This window comes from Pseudomonas sp. AGC41, assembly GCF_057334555.1.
Window position 1 is genome coordinate 108,401 of the sequence record NZ_JBHFJB010000081.1, and the last position, 1,399, is coordinate 109,799.

The following is a 1,399-nucleotide window of genomic DNA, read 5'->3' on the forward strand; positions in this document are numbered from 1 at the left end:
CGGTCCAATGTGGGAGCGAGCCTGCTCGCGAAGGCAATCTGTCAGGTGCCACTCACAACGGAGGCCTGCGCCGTGCGCAGCTCATGCCGATTACCCTTGAACAGCACCAAGGTCGCGATCAACCCCAACACCGCCGCGCCACTGAGCCAGATCCCCGGCGCCGCCTTGTTGTCCAGCACATGGATCAGATAGGTACAGGCCGCCGGCGTGAACCCGCCGAACGTTGCCGTCGCCAGGCTATAGGCCAGGGAAAAACCGGTGGTGCGCACTTCGACCGGCATGATTTCCGTCAAGGCGACCACCATGGCCCCGTTGTACGATCCATACAGGAACGACAGCCACAATTCGACGATCAGCAAATGGCTGAAACTGGGGTTCGCCACCAGCCAGGACAGCGCCGGGTAGGCGGTCAGGATCGCAAGGATTGTCGCACCCAGCAGCAGGGGTTTGCGTCCGATCTTGTCGGAAAGCGCGCCCATGACCGGCAGCCAGAAGAAATTCGACAAGCCGATACACACCGTGACCAGCAGCGCATCCAGGTCCGACAGGTTGAGCTCAGCCTTGCCAAATGTCGGCGTGTAGGCCGTGATCAGATAGAACGACACTGTGGTCATCACCACCAACGCCATGCCGGCCAGGACAATGCCGAAGTTCTGGCCAATGGAGCGGACGATTTCCGACAGGGTAGGGCGGTGTTTTCTCGCCTGGAATTCCGGCGTTTCTTCCAGCGAGCGGCGAATGACAAAAATGACCGGCACGATCAGGCAACCGATCAGGAAAGGCACGCGCCAGCCCCATTCGCCCATCTCCTGCGGGCTCAGCCAGTGATTGAGGCCAACCCCCAGCAGACCGGCAAAGACCACGGCGGCCTGTTGGCTGGCGGACTGCCAACTGACAAAAAAGCCCTTGCGCCCCGGCGTAGAGATTTCCGCCAGGTACACCGAGACCCCACCGAGTTCCACCCCGGCGGAAAAGCCCTGCAGCAACCGGCCCAGCAGTACCAGCAACGGTGCCGCGACGCCCAACGTGGCGTAACCCGGCACGCAGGCGATCAACACCGTGCCGGCGGCCATCATCGCCAGGGTGATGATCAGGCCTTTGCGCCGGCCGTGACGGTCGATGTAGGCGCCCAGGAAGATCGCGCCCAGCGGACGCATCAAAAACCCGGCGCCGAACGTGGCCAGGGACAGCATCAGCGAGGCAAAGGCACTGTCGGTCGGGAAGAACGTCTTGGCGATGGCCGTGGCATAGAAGCCGTAGACCATGAAGTCGAACATCTCCAGGAAGTTGCCGCTGACAACGCGAAAAATCGCCTTGCCGTTGCTCGTGTTGGAAGGCATGTGTAGGTACTCACTCTGGCAATCTTGTATGAAAGCGCTGCAGTCCCTGTGGGAGCGAG

At 61.5% G+C, this 1,399-nt stretch carries 1 protein-coding gene; it reads right to left on the minus strand.

From position 1 onward, the window contains the following. Nucleotides 1-41: 41 nt before the first annotated feature. Nucleotides 42-1,340 carry a tricarballylate/proton symporter TcuC gene (tcuC, locus tag ACE04F_RS14160; protein ID WP_486107604.1) on the minus strand — a complete coding sequence of 433 codons (1,299 nt, stop codon included), beginning with the start codon at nucleotides 1,338-1,340 and terminating at the stop codon, nucleotides 42-44. Between the last annotated feature and the right edge of the window lie 59 nt (nucleotides 1,341-1,399).

Excerpts from the sequence above, each read along its gene's own strand:
- tcuC (WP_486107604.1), bottom strand. The coding sequence starts at position 1,340 with ATGCCTTCCAACACGAGCAACGGCAAGGCGATTTTTCGCGTTGTCAGC.